Genomic DNA, 15,274 nt, shown 5'->3' with positions numbered 1-15,274 from the left:
CCCCGTTTCCGTTTCAGGATGGCTTAGTCTTTATCCAACTGCGTCATACTGACGGAAGAGAGATAGTTGAGCAGGGCGATGTCGTTGTCGACGCCCAGCTTCATCATGGCCGATTTCTTCTGGCTGCTGATGGTTTTGATACTGCGGTTCAGCTTCTTGGCGATTTCGGTGACCAGGAAACCTTCGGCGAACAGGCGCAGCACTTCGCTCTCTTTCGGCGACAGACGTTTGTCGCCGTAGCCGCTGGCGCTGATCTTCTCCAGCAGTTTCGCCACGCTTTCCGGCGTAAACTTCTTGCCTTTCTGCAGCGCCGCCAGGGCTTTCGGCAGGTCGGTCGGCGCGCCCTGTTTCAGTACGATGCCTTCGATGTCCAAATCCAGCACTGCGCTGAGGATGGCCGGGTTGTTGTTCATGGTCAGCACGATGATCGACAGCTGCGGATAATGGCGCTTGATGTATTTAATCAGCGTAATGCCATCGCCGTATTTGTCGCCGGGCATGGACAGGTCGGTGATCAGTACGTTGGCGTCCAGTTTGGACAGACTGTTGATCAGCGCTGTTGAGTCTTCAAATTCCCCAACGACATTCACCCATTCAATTTGCTCGAGTGACTTCCGGATGCCAAACAGTACGATAGGATGGTCATCAGCAATAATTACGTTCAGGTTATTCATGTAGTTGGTTACCTTGCTGCAGCAGTCTACTGACGAAAAAATCAATCTGACTGATGTTGTTCTCGATCTTAAGCGCATCACCGTCAGCGATGTGCTGTTCTAGCGATTCACACAGTTGCTTGCCGGGAAGCAAGTTTAACATGGCAAACACCCCCTTCAGGCGGTGAGCGGTTTGGGACAGCGCCTCAAAATCACTGCTGCCCGCCTCAGTATACAGTTTTTTGACGTCATCGGGTACTGTGTCGATAAACAAGCCATAGTAATCGCTTGATTTCAACTGTTTTTCATACAGTTGGATGTCATCTGCGCCAATTTCCCGCACGGTTTCAGGCTGGTCCAGCGCCGCCATCTGCTGTTCGATCAGCAGCAGGATAGCGTCGATCATTGCGCTGCCGAGGTTGTAGTTAACGCGGATATAGCGCTTGTTCAACTGCTGCCAGCCGTTTTCATCGCTGCTGAGCAGCAGGGTGTAGTCGTCGGCCCGCTGCGGGTTGTCGGTCAGCAGTACGTCGTAGTCGCGGTTGACTTTCCGCTCGTCGGCGATAATGCAGTCGGCGCCGTAGGCCTGCAGCAGGCGGGTGACGATGCCGCGGATTTCGTCGGACGTCACCTCCAGCAGGGCGGTGACGCCGTCCAGCAGTTTCTCCTGCTCTTCCTCATCCTGCCGCTCCAGCGTCATCGGCACGCGGATAGTGTAACGGGTGCCGATATCGACCTTGCTGCGGATATCCAACTGGCCGTTAAGCTTTTTACACAGCTGGTTGCACAGGAAAAACGTCAGGCCGGAGCCGTGGTCGAAACGATCCACCAGCGTCTGGCTGAGGAACGGGTAATTCAGGTTGCTGATCTCTTCGTTGGAGATGCCCGCCCCGGTGTCATTGATATGGAACACCAGCTGCTCCGGACGCTCCGGCTCGTGGTTGACGACGACGGAGATCTTGCCGTAGGAGGTGGTGATAATGGCGTAGCGGATCAGCAGCGACAGCGCCTTACGCAGCGCGTTGGCATCGCCGATATAGGTTTGGTTGACGTCGAGCTGATAGTGGTTGAACAGTGCCAGGCCCTTACGGTTAAGCGCCGGCAGTACCTCTTTGAGCAGCTCGTCCACCAGCGCGGCCGGGCTGAACGGCTGGCTGGCCGGCTGCCAGTCCTGCGTTTCCAGCCGGGTGAGCAGGGTGATATTGTCAATCAGCGCCAGCACCGACGACGACTCGTCAAACAGCTGCTCCACCAGCTGCTGTTGCTGCTGCGGATCCGCCTGGGTGCGCAGCCGGTCGGCCATGTCGTGGATCTGCTGCATCGGCTGGTTCAGCTCAATGCCGAGGTTGTGCAGCATCAGCTTGCGCGCCTGTACGTTTTTATCGTATTCGCGCTGCGCCTGCTGCAGGCGTTTGTTGACCATCACCTCTTTATCCTGGTCGTTGAGCAGGAACAGGTAGGTTTCCGGCGTCAGCTGGCTGCGGAAGATGCGTATCTCATACACCTCATTGTTGACCGTCGCCTGGATCACGCCGTGGTGCTGCTGCGCCATATGGGCGATTTTCTGCAGGCTGAGGTGCGGCAGCAGGTGCTCGGCAATCTTGTTGCTGGCGATCACCGTACTGCTGGCAAAGTCATACACCAGCAGCCCCGATGGCAGGCTGGCGATAATTTCCTGATTCAGCGCGCGCTCGGCGTCCAGCTCGTCGGCCAGCGATTCGCTCGGCTGAATATACTGGTGACGGATAAAATAGATGGCAATCAGCGACAGCATGAATAGCACCAGGTTGGTCACCAGCAGCCACATGTTGTTGCGCAGCAGGTCGATGGCCAGGCTGAGTACCGACACGCGGTACACCATATTCAGCGGCGCGTTGGGCAGGCTGGCGCTGAATTCGACCCAACTGCCTGACAGCGTCGCCTGCGGGCCGCTGGGCGCGCTGGCCGCATTGTCGTCTTCGCTGCCCGCCAGATCGGCGCTGTCGTCGATCGGCTGCAGCTCGAAGTTGGCGCGCGCCATATTGAACGGAATGATGTCGTTGATCGGCAGGTCGAAGGCGATCACCGTGGCCAGATGGCCCGGCTGGTTAAAGGTGGTGCGGATGGAGAACGAATAGGCATTCTGGAAACGCTGTTTGCGCAGGGTGGAGAAGCTTTCACGCTCGTCCAGCATATTGGCCTGCTGCAGCATTTCGGTGCGGCGATCCTCGGCCGAATTGGTCAGGTAGCTATCCCGGAAGCGTGACGTCAGATCCTTCAGCGATTGGGTGGTCACCAGGCTCAGGCTGTTATCCTGCCCGTTCAGGTAGTACATCGCGTAGTTCTCGGTATTGGCGCCCCAGCGATTATCCAGATAGTCGGAAATATTGGCCATCATCGCCAACGTGTTGGCATCGTGATTGCCAAAAATGACCGCGTCGGTCTTTATATACGGCTTATCAACGTAGTAGACGTCCGGGCGCAGGCGCGTTTCCATCACCGCCGGCCCTTCCTGCGGCATCGGCGTATTGCCGAAGCGCTCATAAACCTGCTCGGTGACATAGCGGTAGATATCCACGCGCTTTTGCAGGCTTTTGACGATGGTATTCAGCGCCGATTTTTTATCGCTCAGGTAGGCATTGGTGTAGTTGTAGCCATACAGGCCGAGGCTGACGAACAGCAGCACAATAAACACCAGAAAACAGCGGATGATATTGCCGGAACTGATGGTCAGTTGTTGATTTTGCATAGTCGACGCAGCGTCCTGAGTTAACGGGTAACGGCTTTGGCGCTGGCGGTTACCGCCAGCAGCAGCACGGTGACGCAGCCGAAGGCCACGGTCAGGCTGGAGACCTGGGCGATAAAGCCGATCAGCGCCGGCCCGGCCAGAATGCCGGCGTAGCCGAGGGTGGTGACCGAGGCGATCGCCAGATTGGCCGGCATATCATGCTGGTTGCCCGCCGCGCTGAAGAGGATTGGCACCACGTTGGAGGCGCCCAGCCCCACCAGCATAAAGCCCAGCAGGGCGATCGCGGCGCTGTCGCAGGCCACGGCCAGCGCCAGCCCCACGGCGGCGCACAGGCTGCCGAGCAGCAGCATCTTATAGCGCCCCAGCGCGTTGACCACCCGGTCGCCGTTCAGCCGGCCGATGGTCATGGCGATGGAAAACAGCGCATAGCCCAGGCCGGCCTGGCTGTGGTCGACGCTGCGCAGCGTCGTCAGAAACAGGGCGCTCCAGTCCAGCATCGAGCCTTCTGCCAGAAACATAATAAAGCACAGCGCGCCGATAAACATCACCCAGCCGCGCGGCAGAACGAACAGCGGGCCGCCGTCCTGTGCATCGCTGTCGCGCAGCAGGTTTTTCTGCGCCAGCGCGAGCAGCAGCACAATGGTCAGCACCGTGGCCAGTACGGCGGCAAGCGGGCTCAGCCCCAGCCACAGCAACAGGCTGACGCCGCCGGCACCGGCGATCCCGCCGACGCTGAAGAAACCGTGAAAGCCGGACATCATCGCCCGGCCGCTGGCGCGTTCGACAATCACCGCCTGGATATTCATCGCAACGTCAATCATACCGATGGCGGCGCCGAACAGCAGCAGCGCCAGCCCCATGCCCGGGGTTGAATCCATCAGCACCAGCAGCGGCAGATCGATGCACAGCGCCAGCCCGGCCAGCAGGATCACGCGTCGGCAGCCGAGTTTACCGGTCAGCAGCCCGGTCAGCGGCATCGCCAGCAGCGAGCCGGCGCCGATGCACAGCAGCAGCAAGCCCAGTGAGCCATCGTCCAGGTTCAGACGGAGTTTGGCGAAAGGCACCAGCGGCGCCCAGGCCGCCATGCCGAGGCCGGAGACAAAAAAGGCGATGCGGGTGGCTATCTGTTCGGGAACGCCGGGCTGCTGCTGTTCGGTGCACAAAGTGGATGTCATGTGGGCATCAAGGATCTGTTAGAAAGCGGGTGGCTGTAAGTCGTGCTGTGTTTTTATCACAAAGCGCGATCGGGGTCGAAAACATTTGCGCACGCCTCGGCCTGCACGCCGGCTTTACGCACCAGCCACAGGGCGATCAGCTGCACGATATAGCGCCGCTGCTGTTCGCTGAGTTCCTGCCCAGCGGGAATGGCGTGCCATTTGGCCAGGCAGCCGCGGCAGCAGGTGGCGGTAGCATGCTGGGCGACAAACACCGGGTGGCCGCGCATTGGCGTCTGTTTACCGTCGTTTTTCGGCCACGCGTCGGCCAGCCGCCGGTCGATGAAATCGCGGGCATGGCTGAGGATCACGGCGATGCCTTTATTTTCCAGGTAGAGCCGATCCTTATCGTTCAGGCGGAATTTGGCGCGGAACGGAGAGGTCTGCAGCCGCTGCCACTGGGTATCGAGTTGAGAGCGCATACTGGTTTGCCGTCAGCAATAATCACTTGGCTAGAATAACAGATTTTATCTCAGGCGACGAACGGTTACCGGCGGGGATATTGAACATTCATCTGGTCAATAATTAAGCCGAAAGTGTTTATTTATTTTCCAGCTATCAAGGTGTAGACCAAAATAAATAAAACGTTTAGCGATAAGTGCGGAAATTTAAATGGGCAATTATTTCTGTAAGTGATTATTTCTGGTCGGATAGTTTGCTTGTCGCTGCGCGGCGGAGGTAAATTGGCAATAAAAAACCGGCCCGGGGGCCGGCTGTAAAAAGTACAGGGATTATCATTACGATAATGAAGGTAATAATGAAAATAATGATGATAGCGAGTGAATTATAGTGGCTGTTTGCGGCAGGTATTTTGACCGTATGTGCTTATTGATCGCTATTTTTGTATGGAATTCTACATTAACTTAAGGTTTTGTATAACTGAGTGAATTTATTCAATTAAATTCATTTTTTGTCTTTAAGTGCGCTATTTTGTTTGTCGGTAAGTTTTTGTGAAAGTTCGCTAGCATTTACATTTTGCAACCTTTGCTTGCGTCATGGAAACACTATCGGACACTTGGTATCATTTTCTTTCTGGATTAATATAAACCGTGTTACCAGAATGGTAATGCACAGTCGTGCTAATAATGCTCAAAAGGGCAGTGGCCGTAGCTCGACATAATTAACGAGGATAATAACGATGAAACTTCGAGTACTCTCCCTGATTGTACCTGCCATGCTGGTTGCCGGCACCGCAGGCGCAGCGGAAATCTACAACAAAGACGGTAATAAACTGGATTTGTTCGGTAAAATCGATGGTCTTCACTATTTCTCTGACGACAATGGCACCGATGGCGACCAGTCTTACCTGCGTTTCGGCCTGCGTGGCGAAACCCAGATCAGCGACCAGCTGACCGGCTACGGTGAGTGGGAATATCAGGTTCAGCTGAACAAGACTGAGAGCGAAAACGACTCCTTCACCCGTGTCGGCTTCGCCGGTCTGCGCTTTGGCGACTACGGCTCACTGGATTACGGCCGTAACTATGGCGTACTGTATGACATCGGCGCCTGGACCGACGTCCTGCCGGAATTCGGCGGTGACACCTACGGCGCGGACAACTTCCTGTTCCAACGCTCTAACGGCGTGCTGACCTACCGTAACAACGACTTCTTCGGTCTGGTTGACGGCCTGAACTTCGCCCTGCAGTACCAGGGTAAAAACGACAGCGCTACCGAATCCAACAACGGTCGCGACGTGCTGGCGCAGAACGGCGACGGCTACGGCATGTCTGCTACCTACGATCTGGGCTACGGCATCAGCGCGGCGGCGGCTTACTTCTCTTCTGACCGTACCAACGAGCAGAATGGTTACAATAACCCAAACATTCTGGGCGGCGGCGACAAGGCTGAAGCCTACAGCGGTGGTCTGAAGTATGACGCCAACAACGTCTACCTGGCGGCGATGTACACCCAGTCTTACAACGCAACCCGCTTCGGCAGCCGTGGCAGCTCCGCTTATGGCTACGCCAACAAGGCGCAGAACATTGAACTGGTTGCGCAGTACCAGTTCGACTTCGGCCTGCGTCCTTCCGTGGCTTACCTGCAGTCTAAAGGTAAGGACATCGAACGCGGCTACGGCGATCAGGACCTGATGAAGTACGTTGACGTGGGTGCGACCTACTACTTCAACAAAAACATGTCCACCTACGTTGATTACAAAATCAACCTGCTGGACGACAACAACTTCACTAAAGCCGCCGGTATCAACACTGACGACGTGGTGGCGCTGGGCCTGGTTTACCAGTTCTGAGCCTCAGGTTGTTTTGCATAACGCGGCCATCGGGCCGCGTTTTTTTTTGCCTGCCGTCTGAGCACGGATTGCTAGCCCGCCAGAACCGCCCCAGCTAGGCTTGCTGAGTAACCCTTACTCAGGAGGCCCTATGCCGCTCACCCTTGAACGCATCATTGAAACGGCGCTGTACGTCAGCGACATGCCGCGCGCCAGCCATTTTTATGAAACCGTGTTACAGCTGCCGGCGATGGTGACCAAAGAGCGCTTCCGTGCTTACAACGTCGGCGGTCAGAACGTGTTGCTGCTGTTTATCCGCGGCGACGGACGGCAAGGGTTCCGCGAAGAGGCCGGCTATATACCGCCGCATGACGGCAGCGGCCCTTATCATCTGGCCTTTGCGGTCAGCAGGGCGCAGCTGCCGCAGTGGGAGCAACGCTTAAGCCAGCACGGCGTGGAAATCGAAGGGCGCATGCGCTGGCCGCGCGGTGCGGAAAGTCTCTATTTCCGCGACCCGGATGGCCATCTGCTGGAATTGGCGACGCCCGGACTGTGGGATAATTATTAAATATCGCCGCGGCGTTTGATTAATAAAAATAAACGAACGGGGTGGGGAAGATGTAATTAATAAATACGGGAAGCCCTACCTTAATAAATTAAAGTATAAACGTAGATTTACTATTATTGGCGTTAATATTTTTCGGCGGGGCGCGCGTTTGATAGGGCAGGAATAATCGGCGGATAACCGGAGCGGGAATAATAACGGCACTAATCGTGCCGGCGGATAATGGGGCGTGGAGGAAGGGCGGCAGCGTAATCTGCAGCGGCGGACTATGGTGGAACAGGCTGCAGTAACCGCAAAAATCGCCGCTGTCTTCGTCCATCATGCCGGCGGCGTGGTGCCGCGCAGCGGGGGCGTCGTCGGCCTGATGATGCATCATCATCATGTGCTCGCCCATCGGCATATTCATGCCCATCATACTGTTATACTGCGAGTTTTTTGCCAACTGTGCGGAGATTAACGGCCCGGCAAACACCATCAGCATGGCAAACAGGCCCAGCCAGGCCAGCGTGCGTATTGAGTGCGTTGACAGTTTCACCAGTATTCGGGCCCTTGAGCAGTGGAAAGCGCGGCATGTGATGCCGGCGCCAGTGTAACATCATTCACAAATTGCCAACACCATTAGAAAATTATTTGTTAATTAAAAATAGATCGGATAAATTCCCCCAGGCATTAAATTCACCTGTGGAAAATAATAATGACTGAACGCGTAAACGCGCTGCCTTCGGCTGCCCAAAATATGCGCCGGCGGGTAACCACTCGCAGCTGGTTTATTCCCTTGATGATGCGCCTGCATTTCTATATTGGCGTATTTGTCGGTCCCTTTTTACTTATTGCCGCATTAAGCGGAATTTTTTATGCCCTGACGCCGCAGCTGGAATCTTACTGGTACGCCGAGCAGTTGTATAACCACAGCAGCGGACAGCCGCAGACGCTACAGCGGCAGATTGCGGCCGCACAAACGCAGGCGCCGACGGAGGCGCAGCTGTCCGCCGTGCGTCCATCGCCGGCAGACGGCGAGAACACGCGGGTGCTGTTTAACGTCGGCGGGCTGGCGTCCGGCGAGCGCCTGGCGGTGTTTGTCGACCCCGTCACGCTGCAGACCCACGGCGCGCTGGCGGTGTACGGCACCAGCGGCGTACTGCCGCTGCGCACCTGGCTGGATCAGCTGCACCGTAGCCTGCTGTTGGGGGAAGTGGGCCGCAACTACAGCGAGCTGGCGGCCTCCTGGTTGTGGGTGGCGGCGCTGGGCGGGCTGATTCTGTGGGGCGCGCGCAAACGCGCGGCGCGGCGTCAGCGCGGCGTGCGCGCTCTGCACCGGCAACTGGGGGTACTGTTGTCGCTGGGGCTGCTGTTTTTCTCGATTACCGGCTTGACCTGGTCGAACTGGGCCGGCGATAACATCAGCGTGCTGCGCCATCAGTTCGGTTGGGCGACGCCGTCGCTGTCCACTGCGCTGCACGGTGCCTCTCATGACGCAATGGATGAACATGCGGAGCACCGCAGCCATGCTATACCGTCGGACGAGGCGGCGCCGGCGCTGGATAGCGGGCTGTACGACCGGGTGCTGCAGCAGGCGCGCGCCGCGGGCATTGATGCGAATAAAGTAGAGATTCGGCAGCCGCAGGGCGCCGGGCAGGCCTGGTCCGTCAGCGAAATCGACCGCAGCTGGCCGACGCAGGTCGATGCGGTGGCGGTGGATCCGCATACCCTGGCGGTGACCGACAGCGTACGATTTGCCAGTTTCCCACTGGCGGCCAAACTGACGCGCTGGGGCATCGATCTGCATATGGGGATTTTGTTCGGCCTGGTTAATGAGCTGGTGCTGGTGGTGTTTGCCGTCGGGCTGGTGGCGATGGTGATCATGGGTTACCTGATGTGGTGGCGCAACCGGCCGACGCGGGCGGCGGAACGCGCGCCGCGCTCGCCGCTGATGCTGCTGCGGCGTACGCCAAAAGGGCCGCTGGCGCTGATTTTACTGGTGACGCTGCTGCTGGGGTACAGCCTGCCGGTGCTGGGGGCCAGCATTGTGCTGTTCCTGCTGGCCGACCTGCTGCGCTACGCTTGGCTGCGCCGGCGGCAAGCCGATTAACGCTGCTGATGAATCAACCGGTTAAAATAGCACCCAGTGTTAAAGCGCAGTTTGTGGAAAAACCTTTCGCCATCTAGACTTAGAAGACAATAAACGCACTCTAAGAGGACAAGCTATGACGAAGAAGTTGGTTTTAGCCGTTTGCACTACAGCAGCACTTTCCATTCTTGCCGGCTGTACCGCTTATGACCGCGCGGCGAGCTATGTAAAAGAGCCGGTGGTCAGTGATGTTAAAGTCGGGATGACCAAGCAGCAGGTACGCGCGATTGCCGGGCCGCCGTCAACCACGGCAACGATGGTTCATGCGCAGGGCACCTGTGATACCTATGCCGTCGCGCCGCGTGACGGCAAGGCGCAGACCTACTTTGTCAGCTACAACGATACCGGCCATGTGATGAACAAAGGCTATCAAAGCTGTTCAGACTACGACTCGCAGCCGAAGTAATCGGCGCCAGATGCCAAAGGCCGGACGACAGTCCGGCCTTTTTGTTGGTGGAGCAAAAGGAAAGCCCGCCGTCGTACGGCAGAAAAAGCAGTCCGGGCTGATGAGATATTGCGCTGTTTTCGGCATGACTTGCACTTTTTAACCACTCTTGGCCTGAAGTTTGAGCAAACGCGCCGAAATGCCTATTTTTTTGCATGGCAACGCTAGACATTTCATAACGGTACCGCTAATATCTGCGCCCATTGGAAGGATGGCTGAGTGGTTTAAGGCAGCGGTCTTGAAAACCGTCGAGTGTAACAGCTCCCAGAGTTCGAATCTCTGTCCTTCCGCCAAATACAAAACCCCAGGCTTTAAACGGCCTGGGGTTTTTTCGTTGCGCCGCGGACGGTCTGAAAGCGAAGCGGCCCCGATAGGGCCGCCGGTGTAGGTTCAGCGCGGGAACACCACCGTGCGGTTCTCATAGAGAAATACCCGCCGTTCCACATGCCAACTGACGGCGCGCGCCAGAGTTACGCGTTCGATATCTCGTCCTTTTTCAATCAGATCCTCCGGGTAGTCGGTATGGGTTACCGGCTCCACGCTCTGGGCGATGATCGGCCCTTCGTCCAGCTCCTCGTTGATATAGTGTGCGGTGGCACCCACCAGTTTGACCCCTTTGGCCCAGGCCTGATGGTAGGGCTTGGCGCCCTTAAAGCCGGGCAGCAGCGAATGGTGAATATTGATTGCCTTGCCCGCTAGCCGGCGGCACATCCCGTCCGACAGTACCTGCATATAGCGCGCCAGAATCACCAGTTCGGCGCCGGTCTCTTCAATGATTCGCCATACCTGCGCTTCCTGCTGCGGCCGGGTGTCGGCGGTAACCGGCAGGTAGTGGTAGGGCAGGCCGTGCCAGGCCACCAGCGGTTCCAGATCGCGGTGGTTGGAGATCACGGCGCACACCTCCACCGGCAGCTGGCCGGTACGGTAGCGGTACAGCAGGTCGTTCAGGCAGTGATCGGTGCGGGAGACCATAATCACCACCGGCACCCGATGTCCGGGCGCGGTCAGTCCGAAGCTCATCTCGAAGTTCGCCGCGCGCGCTGCGAAACGCGCCTCAAAGGCCTGGCTGTCGAAACCGGACGGCGGCCGAAACTCGGTGCGGATAAAGAAGCGCCCGGACTCGCGGTCGTCGAACGAGTTCTGTTCGGTAATGTAGCAATCGTTCTCCCGCAGGAAGGCGGTCACCGCATCGACCGTGCCGAGCCGCCCCGGACACTGGGCGGTCATGATCCAGCAGTCATTATTACGACTCATGCTCTGTTCTCCGTCACGGGATAACGCCAATGCTGTACTCTTCCCCGGCATCCAGCAGCCAGCGCCAGAGGTAATCCGCAAAGCTGCGTCTGACGATCAGCTCCCAGCGGGCCTCGTCGGGCCGGCGCAGCACCGCGGTGGTTTTGGCGAAGACGGTGGTCACCGCCTTGCCCGCGGGGAAATTGTCCGGATGAACGTCATAGACCACCGACTTCATCAGCAGCTCGCGAACTTTTTCCCCCCGCAGCTCCAGCAGGGTCTGTCCGCCGCTGACGTTGACGATGGCGTAGTGGGCGTCGCCCAGCGCCGCCCGCAGCCGTTTCTCCACGTCAAACTCGCTGCCTTCCGGCACGATCAGCAGCCATTCGTCCGGCGACAGCCATTGGATGCTGCTTTCGCCGTCGTCGCTGCTGACCAGCCCCAGCGGCTGGCCGGGGAGTCCGATCCCCAGCACGTCGCGCAGCGCCTGATCGAGCACGATGGCGCCGCCGCGCAGAATCAGATGCCCGCGGAACGGGTGCTCGCGCAGCGTTACGCCGCTGTGTTCGCCGGCCTCCGGCCGGCCGGTATGACGGTAAGACAGCGCCAGCGGCGATTCGCGCATCACCTGCGCCTTGGGGTGGCTGTTAAAGGTGCTTATCTTTACGACATCAGACATTTTGGCGCTCTCCTTTGGGATCGACAAAGATCGGGCTGACAATTTCGGCCTCATGGATTTGGCCGTCGACCATCGGCAGCCAGACGGTATCGCCCATTTTCTGGTGCCCGTCTTTCACCACCGCCAGCGCGAAGCCGCTGTCCAGGGTAGGGCTGTAGTAGCTGGAGGTGACGTGGCCGACCATCGGCATCGGGATCGGATGGTGGGGATCCAGCACAATCTGCGCGCCTTCTTCCAGCACCACCCGCGGGTTTTTCGGCCGTAGGCCGACCAGCTGTTTGCGGTCGGTGCGTCGGGTGTCGACGCGCGTCAGCGCCCGTTTGCCCACCCAGGAGAAGCTTTTGTCGTAGCCTACGCACCACTGCATGCCGAGATCTTCCGGCGTCATGGAGCCGTCGGTATCCTGGCCGGCGATAATAAAGCCCTTCTCGGCGCGCAGAACGTGCATCGTTTCGGTGCCGTAAGGCGTCAGGCCATACTTTTCACCGTGCTCGAACAGCGCTTCCCAGACGTGGCGCGCGTAGTTGGCCTGCACGTTCACCTCATAGGCGAGCTCGCCGGTAAACGAGATGCGGAACACCCGCGCCGGAACGCCGGCCACCGTGCCGGAGCGCCAGTCCATAAACTTAAAGGTGTCGCGCGACAGGTCGATATCGCACACCTCCTGCAGCAGGCGGCGGGACTCCGGCCCGGACAGGGAGAGGGTGGCCCAGTGGTCGGTTACCGAGGTGAAATACACCTGCAGATCCGGCCATTCGGTCTGATGCCACAGTTCCAGCCACTCCAGCACCGCCGCCGCACCGCCGGTGCTGGTGGTCATCAGGAAGTGGTTCGCCCCGAGACAGCTGGTGGTGCCGTCATCCATCACCATGCCGTCGTCCTTGCACATCAGGCCGTAGCGCACCCGGCCGAAGCCCAGCTTCGCCCACTTGTTGGTGTAGATACGCTCCAGGAAGGTGCGGGCGTCCGGCCCCTGAATATCGATCTTGCCGAGGGTCGACGCATCGAGGATCCCCACGCCGTTGCGCACGGCGCGGCATTCTCTGGCCACGGCCTCTTCCAGGGTTTCACTGCGTCCGTCGACGCGCTGCGGGAAGTACCACGGGCGTTTCCACTGGCCGACCTCTTCAAACTCCGCGCCCCGATCCAGATGCCACTGATGCATTGCGGTGTGACGTTCCGGTTCGAACAGTTCGGCGCAGTGGCGGCCGGCCACGGCGCCAAAGGCAACGGGCGTGTAGTTGGGGCGGAACACGGTGGTGCCGACCTCGGGGATGGCGCGCCGCAGACAGCGGGCGGCGATGGCCATCCCGTTGATATTGCCCAGCTTGCCCTGATCGGTGCCGAAGCCCATCACGGTGTAGCGCTTGATATGTTCGATGGACTCAAAGCCCTCGCGTATCGCCAGTTCAATGGCGGCGGCGGTGACGTCGTTCTGCAGATCGACAAACTGCTTCGGCGCTCGGGAGGTGGGCAGATCGTGTGGTACCTGATACAGCGCCAGCGCCGCGCCGTCGCGGCGTTTTGCCACCTCTGGCAGCGTAATGTCCTGCGGTTTGCCGCCGCTTTGTTCGGCGGCCTGGCGGCCCGCCGCCGCGCCGTCGCGCAGCGCCTGTTCGGTGGTAAACGCGCCGGTTACCGCGCCGGCGGCGATCATGCCCTCCACCTGCGGCGCGACAAAGCCCGGCACCTCATCGCGCCAGATCGGCCGCGCGCCGGTATGCACCGCCAGGTGAATCACCGGGCTGTAGCCGCCCGAGCTGGCGACGGTGTCGCAGTTCAGGGTTTCCACCCGATCCACCACCCGGAAACCGGCCGGGTCGATGCGGGCAACCCGCACGCGGCTGACTCGGGAACCGCCCTGAGCCTCGATCACCGCGCTGCCGCAGAGTACGCGGATGCCGCGGGCGCGCGCCTGGGCCACCAGTTCGCCGTCCGGGTTATCCCTGGCGTCGACGATCGCCACGACTTCCCGGCCGCTGTCCAGCCAGTCCAGCGCGGCGCAGTAGGCCTGGTCGTTGCTGGTCGACAGCACCAGACGCTGGCCCGGCGTGACGCCGTAGCGGTGAATATAGGTGGAGAGGGCGCCGGCGACGAAGTTGCCGGGAATATCGTTGCCGGCGTAGACCAGCGGCCGTTCGTGGGCGCCGCTGGCCAGCACGATGCGTTTGGCCCGCACCCGGTGCAGACGCAGACGCGCGCGATGGTCCGGCGCCGTTTCGCCCAGGTGGTCGGTGCGCCGCTCCAGCAGGGTGACAAAGTTGTGGTCGTGACGGCCGGTGGCGGTGGTGCGCGGCAGCAGCTGTACGTTGTCCAGCATCGCCAGCTCGCGCAGGGTGTCCGCCACCCAGGCGACGGCGTCGCGGCCGTTTAACGGTTCGCGGCTGTCGAGCAGCGAGCCGCCCATCTCTTCCTGTTCATCCGCCAGCATTACCCGCGCCCCACTGCGCCCGGCGGCCAGCGCCGCGGCCAGACCGGCCGGGCCGGCGCCGATAATCAGCACGTCGCAGTGCTGGTTAAGATGATCGTAGCGATCCGGATCGCGCGCCATCGGGCTGCGCCCCAGCCCGGCGCCCTTGCGGATATACTTCTCCCAGGTCATCCACATCGAGGCCGGTTTCATAAAGGTTTTGTAGTAAAAGCCGGGAGGCATAAAGCGCCCAAGCATTTTACCCACGGCGCCCATCAGATCGCGTTCGGTGCTGGGCCAGCCGTTGGTGCTGCTCGCCGTCAGCCCTTCATACAGCGCCTGCTGGGTGGCGCGCACGTTCGGCACCTGGCTGGCTTCTGTGCTGCCCAGCTGCACCACGGCATTCGGCTCTTCGGCGCCGGCGGCGACAATGCCGCGCGGGCGTCCGTATTTAAAGCTGCGGTTGACGATATCCACGCCGTTGGCCAGCAGCGCCGAGGCCAGGGTATCGCCGGCAAACCCCTGCAGGGTCTGGCCGTTAAAACGAAAATTCAGCGGACGGCTGCGGTCGATGCGACCGCCGTCGGCCAGACGATTCACCTGTTTCATGCGCCACCTCCGGCCTGGATCCGCTCATCGTGGGTTACGGTTTCAGTTTCGCTGTCGTCGCGGCGCGGCAGGGGTACCACATCGGCCCCGGCGCCGGTTTTCGGCTGTTCGCCAATCCGGTAGGTTTCCAGTATTTCGTAGCTCACCGTATTGCGCGCCACGTTAAAGTATTTGCGGCAGCCTGCGGCATGTACCCAGAGTTCCCGGTGTACGCCGCGCGGGTTATCGCGGAAAAACAGATATTCTCCCCACTCTTCGTCGCTACAGGCGTCGGGATCCGCCGGGCGCACGATATGCGCCTGGCCCTTGGGGTGAAACTCTTCTTCTTCCCGGTGTTCGCCACACCAGGGGCACCAGATATGCAGCATCTTGCTTCCTCCTCG

Annotated in this window: 13 protein-coding genes and 1 tRNA gene; 5 read left to right on the top strand and 9 right to left on the bottom strand. The window is 59.5% G+C overall.

All coding sequences use genetic code 11. The features are described 5' to 3' along the window. Positions 1 to 23: 23 nt before the first annotated feature. Genes rcsB through D781_RS14680 form a run of 4 tightly spaced genes read right to left on the bottom strand, consistent with a single transcriptional unit; the run spans position 24 to position 5,017 of the window. A complete protein-coding gene (rcsB, locus tag D781_RS14695; RefSeq protein WP_015673123.1) occupies positions 24 to 674 on the bottom strand; it encodes a response regulator transcription factor RcsB in 651 nt (216 codons plus the stop codon). Continuing rightward, positions 667 to 3,381 (bottom strand): phosphotransferase RcsD, encoded by a 2,715-nt coding sequence (gene rcsD, locus D781_RS14690; protein ID WP_015673122.1) that lies wholly within the window; start codon positions 3,379 to 3,381, stop codon positions 667 to 669. Before rcsD ends, rcsB begins: the two co-directional genes overlap by 8 nt. Positions 3,382 to 3,401: 20 nt before the next feature. Continuing rightward, positions 3,402 to 4,556, bottom strand: coding sequence for an MFS transporter (locus tag D781_RS14685; protein ID WP_015673121.1), 1,155 nt, complete (start codon positions 4,554 to 4,556; stop codon positions 3,402 to 3,404). 56 nt (positions 4,557 to 4,612) lie between these two features. Continuing rightward, a complete protein-coding gene (locus tag D781_RS14680; protein WP_015673120.1) occupies positions 4,613 to 5,017 on the bottom strand; it encodes a DUF4186 domain-containing protein in 405 nt (134 codons plus the stop codon). A gap of 716 nt (positions 5,018 to 5,733) precedes the next feature. Here D781_RS14680 and D781_RS14675 point away from each other — a divergent pair. Both D781_RS14675 and D781_RS14670 read left to right on the top strand, forming a co-directional pair. After that, positions 5,734 to 6,843 carry a porin OmpC gene (locus tag D781_RS14675; protein WP_015673119.1) on the top strand — a complete coding sequence of 370 codons (1,110 nt, stop codon included), beginning with the start codon at positions 5,734 to 5,736 and terminating at the stop codon, positions 6,841 to 6,843. 130 nt (positions 6,844 to 6,973) lie between these two features. Continuing rightward, positions 6,974 to 7,390, top strand: a complete 417-nt coding sequence (locus D781_RS14670) for a VOC family protein (protein ID WP_015673118.1) — start codon at positions 6,974 to 6,976, stop codon at positions 7,388 to 7,390. An 88-nt stretch (positions 7,391 to 7,478) separates the two neighbouring features. Here D781_RS14670 and D781_RS14665 read toward each other — a convergent pair whose 3' ends face one another. Then, entirely contained in the window at positions 7,479 to 7,922 is a 444-nt protein-coding gene (locus D781_RS14665) for a DUF2946 domain-containing protein (protein ID WP_015673117.1), read from the bottom strand. A gap of 159 nt (positions 7,923 to 8,081) precedes the next feature. Between D781_RS14665 and D781_RS14660 the strand changes: the two genes are divergently transcribed. From D781_RS14660 to D781_RS14650, 3 genes are all read left to right on the top strand, one after another. Continuing rightward, positions 8,082 to 9,476, top strand: a complete 1,395-nt coding sequence (locus D781_RS14660; protein WP_015673116.1) for a PepSY-associated TM helix domain-containing protein — start codon at positions 8,082 to 8,084, stop codon at positions 9,474 to 9,476. Between the two features lie 115 nt (positions 9,477 to 9,591). Then, positions 9,592 to 9,921: an osmotically-inducible lipoprotein OsmE gene (osmE, locus tag D781_RS14655; RefSeq protein ID WP_015673115.1), complete on the top strand. Its 330-nt coding sequence runs from the start codon at positions 9,592 to 9,594 to the stop codon at positions 9,919 to 9,921. Between the two features lie 244 nt (positions 9,922 to 10,165). Then, a tRNA-Ser gene (locus tag D781_RS14650) sits at positions 10,166 to 10,253 on the top strand. Positions 10,254 to 10,350: 97 nt separating this feature from the next. Here the strand turns inward: D781_RS14650 and purU are convergent. The 4 genes from purU to D781_RS14630 are packed head-to-tail and all read right to left on the bottom strand — an operon-like array spanning position 10,351 to position 15,259. After that, the gene (purU, locus tag D781_RS14645) at positions 10,351 to 11,214 is read right to left on the bottom strand and encodes a formyltetrahydrofolate deformylase (protein ID WP_015673114.1); all 864 of its coding nucleotides are present in this window, start codon (positions 11,212 to 11,214) and stop codon (positions 10,351 to 10,353) included. A 13-nt stretch (positions 11,215 to 11,227) separates the two neighbouring features. Beyond that, entirely contained in the window at positions 11,228 to 11,872 is a 645-nt protein-coding gene (soxG, locus tag D781_RS14640; RefSeq protein WP_015673113.1) for a sarcosine oxidase subunit gamma family protein, read from the bottom strand. After that, a complete protein-coding gene (locus tag D781_RS14635; protein WP_015673112.1) occupies positions 11,865 to 14,891 on the bottom strand; it encodes a sarcosine oxidase subunit alpha family protein in 3,027 nt (1,008 codons plus the stop codon). Before D781_RS14635 ends, soxG begins: the two co-directional genes overlap by 8 nt. Then, entirely contained in the window at positions 14,888 to 15,259 is a 372-nt protein-coding gene (locus tag D781_RS14630) for a sarcosine oxidase subunit delta (RefSeq protein ID WP_015673111.1), read from the bottom strand. Before D781_RS14630 ends, D781_RS14635 begins: the two co-directional genes overlap by 4 nt. Positions 15,260 to 15,274: the final 15 nt, after the last annotated feature.

Source organism: Serratia sp. FGI94 (assembly GCF_000330865.1).
Lineage (GTDB): Bacteria > Pseudomonadota > Gammaproteobacteria > Enterobacterales > Enterobacteriaceae > Serratia_B > Serratia_B rubidaea.
Note: the sequence above shows the minus strand (reverse complement) of the source record. Positions and strands in the feature narration are given on the sequence as shown.